The sequence below is a fragment of the Kitasatospora sp. GAS204B genome (assembly GCF_029892155.1).
Classification (GTDB): Bacteria; Actinomycetota; Actinomycetes; order Streptomycetales; family Streptomycetaceae; genus Kitasatospora.
Genome location: NZ_JARZAG010000065.1, coordinates 1 through 6,071 on the forward strand (window position 1 = coordinate 1; position 6,071 = coordinate 6,071).

Genomic DNA, 6,071 nt, shown 5'->3' on the forward strand with positions numbered 1-6,071 from the left:
GAATCGGTCAGATCGCGCCACACCCCCGCGACCCCCGGCACCTGCGCCTGCCCACCCAGGCGCCCCTCGGTCCCCACATCCCGCGCCACCCGCGTCACCTGCGCGGCGAACGAGTTCAGTTGATCCACCATCGTGTTGACGGTGTTCTTCAGCTCCAGCATCTCGCCGGCCACGTCGACCGTGACCTTGTGCGACAGGTCGCCCTTGGCCACCGCCGTGGTGACCTCGGCGATGTTGCGCACCTGGGCGGTGAGCCGGCCCGCCATGGTGTTGACGGAGTCGGCCAGGTCCTTCCAGCTGCCGGACATCGACCGGACCCGGGCCTGACCGCCGAGCTTGCCCTCGGTGCCCACCTCGATGGCCACCCGGGTCACCTCGTCGGTGAACTCGGAGAGTTGGTCGACCAGGCCGTTGACGGTCCGTCCGACCTTGAGGAACTCCCCGCGCAGCGGGTGGCTGCCACCGTCCGGCTGGTTGGAGCGCAGCTCCATCCGCTGGTCCAGGTCGCCCTCGGCGATCGACGCCAGCACCCGGCCGACCTCGGCCATCGGGCGCGCCAGGTCGTCGATCAGCGCGTTGCAGTTGTCCACCGCCGACGCCCAGGCGCCCTCGCTGGCGCCGTTCTCCAGCCGGGCGGTCAGCCGCCCCTCCCGGCCGACCGCGCGGCGCACCCGGGCCAGCTCACCGGTCAGGTGCTGGTTGCGCTCCGCCACCTCGTTGAACATGGCGGCGATCTCGGCCATCGGCCCGTCGCCCGGCACGGTCAACCGGCGCCGGAAGTTGCCGTCGCGCATCGCGGTCAGCGCGCCGAGCAGCTTGCGCAGCTCGGCCGGCTCGGCCCCGCGGTTGTGCCCGGGCCGGCGCCCGGCCCCGCCACGGGGCGCGGTGGCGGCGCGCGCGCCGCGTGGTGCGGCCGTGCTCTTCTGCCCGGAGGTGCTCTGACCGGCAGCGTCCTTGGTAGCGGTACTCAACGGGACCCTCCCACGTCGCGACTGGCTGGTATCCGCCGGCCCGGCAAGCTGTGCCGCTCCTGCGGATCCCCCAGTCTGACAGCCCGGACCGACCGGCAATGCCCAGTTCACCAGGCTCACCCCCTGGTGAGAAGGAGGCGATGGGCAGGTTCCGGGTGCATGGGGTGGGGAGAATCACTCCTCGGCGGCTGTTTCACTCCCCCTTTCTCCCGGGGAGACCAAGCGGAAAGTAGGGTGGAGCGCTGCACCTCGCCCTGGCCGGTGCCACCGGGTTCCCACCGCTCGGCGCCGGGCCGCACCAGTCGCCGAGCAGCCGTACCCGAACAAGAGGAGAAGCAGCCCGTGGTCACCGCGCGCGCAGCCGCCACCTTCGAGCCGGACGGCCGGTCGGCCTCGGCCGCGCGCGGCTTCGTCCGCGACGCGCTGCTGGGCTGGGGGCTGCCCGAGGTCGTCGACGACGCGATAGTCCTGGTCAGCGAGCTGGTCACGAACGCGGTGGTGCACGCGGGGACCGCCGCCGAGGTCAGCTGCCTGCGCGAGGCGGACTCGGTCCAGATCGGTGTGACCGACCGGCACCCCGAACGCGGCCTGCCCGCCTTCGCCGGACCGGTCGCCGGCGACGCCGTCTCCGAGCACTTCGCCGACTCCGAGGGCGAGGGTGGCCGAGGCCTGCTGATGTGTTCGGCACTCTCCAGCCGCTGGGGCGTGGAGTACTCCGCCGGGCAGAAGACCGTCTGGTTCCGGCTGCCGCTGCAGCGCGCCCTGCCCGGCACCCGCTACGCCCTGCCGCAGGCGCCCGGCGAGGTGCTGCCCAGCACCGACGGACCGGTGCTGGTGGCCGTCGTCCAGGTGGACGAGCACGGCCTGGTGCGCTCCTGGAACGCGGACGCCGAAGGACTGTTCCGCCAGCCCGCCGACGCGGTGCTCGGCGGGCGCTGGGCCGACCTGGTGGTCTGGCCGCAGCCGCCCGGCGAACTGGCGAACCTGGCGGAGGTGCTCCGGCTGGCCCGCTGGGAGGGCGCGTTCGGAATCCGGCGTGCCGACCAGCGCACCATCGAGGTGTACGGCTCACAGGTCCGGCTGCTGGACGCCACCGGCGCCCCGTCCACGCTCTGCCTGCTGGTCCGTGAGCGGGACCGCGCCGTGCTGCGCACCCCCACCCGCACCGCACCGGCCGGCCCGAGCAGCAGCGCCCTCGAGCCGCTGGACCTGCAGCTGGAAGGCGTGCCGGCCGACGACCTGTCAGGCATGCTCCAGCAGACGGTGGAACGGGCCCGGGACCTGCTCGACGGGGATGCGGCCTACCTGCTGCTGATCACCGACGACGAGAGCGAGTTCGAGGTCCGGGCGGCCACCGGACTGCCGGCCGGCCGGGTCAAGGACGTGCGGATCCCGGTGGACGCCGGCCAGGGCCGGTACGACTCGGCCCGGCTGCCCGCCGTCCACCAGGACCTGGCGGTCCGGCCCGGCGCCGCCCCGCTGCTCGGCGGCTCCGGGCTGCGCTCGCTGATCACGGTGCCGCTCAAGGTCGAGGGACGGCTGATCGGTTCGCTCGGCGTGGCGGCCGGCCGGCCCGGGCAGTACGACAACGACCATGCGTTGCGGCTGCAGTTCGCCGCCGACCGGATCGCACTCAGCGTGGAGAACGCTCGGCTGGCGGAACGGGAACGGCTGCGCCGGGGCGCGCTCTCCTTCCTCGTCGAGGCCTCCGACCTGCTGGCCGGAACCCTGGAGCTACAGCAGACGCTCGCCCTGATGGCGCAGATGGCGGTACCCACGCTGGCCGCCTGGTGCGCCGTCTACACCATCGCCGAGCAGGCCGAACAGGCCGAACTCGCCTTCGTGCTGCACGAGGACGAGGACCGGATCGACCCGCTGCGCGCGCTGCTGCGCAGCACCGAGGCGCCGGTGGACATCGCGGCCGGCGGCACCGCCACCTGGGACGGCCCGGCCCAGGCGCTCACCGGGACCGAGCCCGCCGGGCTGCTCGGCCAGACGGTGGCGCTGCCGCTGTTCGCCCGCAACCGGGTGATCGGGCTGCTGGTGCTGGGGACCACCGCCGGAGTGACCTTCCGTCAGGAGATTCTGGAGCTGGCCGAGGACCTGTCCCGGCGCGCTGCCCTGGCGCTGGACAACTCCCGGCTCTACTCGGAGCGGACAGCCACCAGCCAGGCCCTGCAGCGCAGTCTGCTGCCGCCGGAGCTGCCGAAGATCCCCGGCGTCGAGGTCGAGGTCTACTACCAGGCCGCCGGCGAGGGCAACGAGGTCGGCGGCGACTTCTACGACCTGTTCTCGATCCGCGAGGGAATCTACGGCTTCGCGATCGGCGACGTCTGCGGCACCGGTCCGCAGGCCGCCTCGGTCACCGGGCTGGCCCGCAACTCGCTGCGGCTGCTGGCCCGCGAAGGCCTGGATGCGCCGCAGGTGCTGAGCCGGCTGAACCGGGCGATCCTCGACGAGGGCGACCGGGGCCGCTTCCTGACCCTGCTGTACGGGGAGCTGACGCCGCGCGCCGACGGGAGCGCCGAGCTCAGCCTGGTCTGCGCCGGCCACCCACTGCCGCTGCGTCTGGGCACGGACGGACGGGTGACCGCGGCCGCCGAGTCGCAGCCGCTGCTCGGGGTGTTGGAGCACCTGGAGCTGACCGTCGAGCAGGTGGTGCTGGAGCCGGGCGAGGTGCTGCTCTGCGTGACGGACGGCGTGACCGAGCGGCGGGAGGGCATGCGGATGCTCGGCGAGGACGGGCTGGCCGAGGTGCTGGCCGGCTGCACCGGGCTGACGGCCGGCGCGGTCGCCGCCCGGGTGCAGCGTGCCGTGGAGCGGTTCGCGCCCGAGCCGCCGTCGGACGACATGGCGATCATCGCGCTGCGGGTGCCGGTCCAGCGACAGGGCTAGAGGGGGGTAGCGGCGGGGCTGGCGGCGGGGCCGAGGGAGCGGGAGCCGTTGTCGGCCGCTCTCATCGGCAGTGAGCTCATCAGCAATGGTTACTGTCTGATGACGACTCAGCTGACAAACGAACAAATTCTACGATTCACAAGGGTACAAGCGGTTCGTCGCGGGTAGACACCAGCTGACCGGGGATTCCCCCGGCGAACCCGGTCCCGGCAGCCCTGAGCTGCGGGGACGCAGCAAGGCCACTGCCCCCGCGCCCTCCCGCAGGACGCCCCGGCAGAGCCACCGCGACGGCTGCCGTGTCCGCCGTCGCCGTCACCTCCCCGCCCTCTCGCGCAATTTGGCGCGCCCGGCCGCACCACGCTGCCCGGGTGCTCGCACCGCCATGTCCTGGCCCGACCAGGCACCGCGAACCCACCAGACACCTGGCACCACCCCAGAAAGGAGCCTCCGGTGAGCAATGACGCTACCGGGGCCAACGCCCGACCCGCCTCACTCGACGCGGGTCCCCTCGGATACCTCGCACTCGGCCTGACCCTCCTCTCGTACGGCCTGCTGCAGACCGGGATCCTGCACGGCGCCGGCGTCGCCGACGCGGCGGGCCTCGCCCACCTGGTCGGCGGGGTCGCGCTGTTCATCGCCGGCCTCTGGCAGTTCCGCTCCGGTGACACCTTCAGCGGCACGGCCTTCACCGGCCTGGGCGCCTTCTGGGCAGTCTGGGCGGCGGGGGCGGGATCGATGGCCGGCGGCAAGAACGCGGCCGGCCTCTTCCTGCTCCTGTGGGCGCTGCTGGCCCTCACCCTGGCGGTGGCGAGCTGGCAGGCCGGGCTGTTCGGCCGCGGCCTCTACGGCCTGCTGACGCTGTCGCTGCTGCTGGCGGCGATCGGCACCTTCGGCAGCACCAGCGGTCTGGTGAAGGTCGCCGGCTGGCTCGCGGCGGTGGCCGGCCTGATCAGCTGGTACTGGGCGACCGCGGCGCTGACCAACAGCGGCTGGGGCCGGGCTGCGCTGCCGGTGAAGTGACAGCGCCGATCTGACGGGTCAGCGCCTGACCCGTCAGGACCGGGCGGGGCCTCCTCGGGAGGCTCCGCCCTCGGCGTGCCCGGTTCGTGTGGCCGGTTCATGTGGCCGGTTCGTGTGGCCGGTTGGTGTGCCTCGTAGGTGTGCCCGCCAGGAACGTCAGCGGCTGGCGGTCGGGCGGGTGGGCTGCGGCTGCGCGGACGGCTCGCCCTGGGCGTCGTCCTGTCGACGCCGGGCCCGCAGACGGCTCGCGGCGTACTGCACCGCGTACGCGAGCATCAGCAACCAGAGCGCCACCAGGCCGTCGGCCCAGAAGTGGTTGGCCGTCGCCACGACCACGGTGACGGTCAGCAGCGGGTGCAGAAGAATCAGCCAACGCCATGGCGAGCGTCCGATCGCGATGACGGCGACGGCCGCCAGAACGCACCAGGCGACATGGACCGAGGGCATCGCCGAGAGCTCGTCCGCGTGCATGCCGCCGATTCCCCCGGAGTAGACCGACTGCCCGTACTCGGCCGCCAGATCGACGAATCCGGCGTCCGGCAGCATGCGGGGCGGGGCGACCGGCAGGAACTGGATCACCAGGCAGGCCGCGGTCACCAGCACCACCGTGGTCCGCACCCACGCGTAGCGGGCCCGATGCCACAGGAAGGCCCAGAGCAGCACCGCGATCATCACGGCGAAGTGCATGGTCGCGTAGTAGTAGTTCGCCAGCCGGACCAGGACCGGATACGGCGTGATCATCCGCTGCAAGGACGCCTCGTCCGGCAGACCGAGTCGCAGCTCGGTGCGATGGATCCACTCGGCGCGGTCCAGCGCGTGGGCGGTACTCAGCAGCGAGAGCTGGCCCACCAGTTGCCAGAGCGCGAAGAGCGCCAGCAACGTGCCGGCCTCGCGCAGGACGGCGACCACGGTCCGACGGGTCGGGAGCACACGGTGGACCACGTAGGAGGCACCCAGCAGGACCACCGCCGTGGCTCCGGCGCTCTGCCACGAAAGGGTCAGGTTCTGCAACGCCGCGCGCCTCTCCGCCTGCCGGCCGGTCTGCCGGTCTGTGCCGGTCTGTGTGCCAGAGAGGGTAGCGCGCGACGGCCGGTAAACGCAGAGAAGCCCCCTTCCCGAAGGAAGAGGGCTTCTCTAGAAGAATTGTTCGGCGGCGTCCTACTCTCCCACAGGGTCCCCCCTGCA

The 6,071-nt window shown here is 72.7% G+C and carries 4 protein-coding genes; 2 read left to right on the forward strand and 2 right to left on the reverse strand.

Features of this window, described 5'->3' with window-relative positions; genetic code table 11:
- Window positions 1–794: HAMP domain-containing protein (locus P3T41_RS36695; protein ID WP_280695002.1), on the reverse strand; the 794-nt coding region annotated here is incomplete at its 3' end.
- Window positions 795–1,313: 519 nt separating this feature from the next.
- On the opposite strand from P3T41_RS36695, the gene P3T41_RS36700 reads away from it, so the two are divergent.
- The gene (locus tag P3T41_RS36700) at window positions 1,314–3,866 is read left to right on the forward strand and encodes a SpoIIE family protein phosphatase (RefSeq protein ID WP_280694999.1); all 2,553 of its coding nucleotides are present in this window, start codon (window positions 1,314–1,316) and stop codon (window positions 3,864–3,866) included.
- A 450-nt stretch (window positions 3,867–4,316) separates the two neighbouring features.
- Complete coding sequence (locus P3T41_RS36705; protein WP_280695000.1) at window positions 4,317–4,886, forward strand: acetate uptake transporter; 570 nt, start codon at window positions 4,317–4,319, stop codon at window positions 4,884–4,886.
- Between the two features lie 156 nt (window positions 4,887–5,042).
- Here P3T41_RS36705 and P3T41_RS36710 read toward each other — a convergent pair whose 3' ends face one another.
- A complete protein-coding gene (locus P3T41_RS36710) occupies window positions 5,043–5,897 on the reverse strand; it encodes a phosphatase PAP2 family protein (RefSeq protein WP_280695001.1) in 855 nt (284 codons plus the stop codon).
- Window positions 5,898–6,071: the final 174 nt, after the last annotated feature.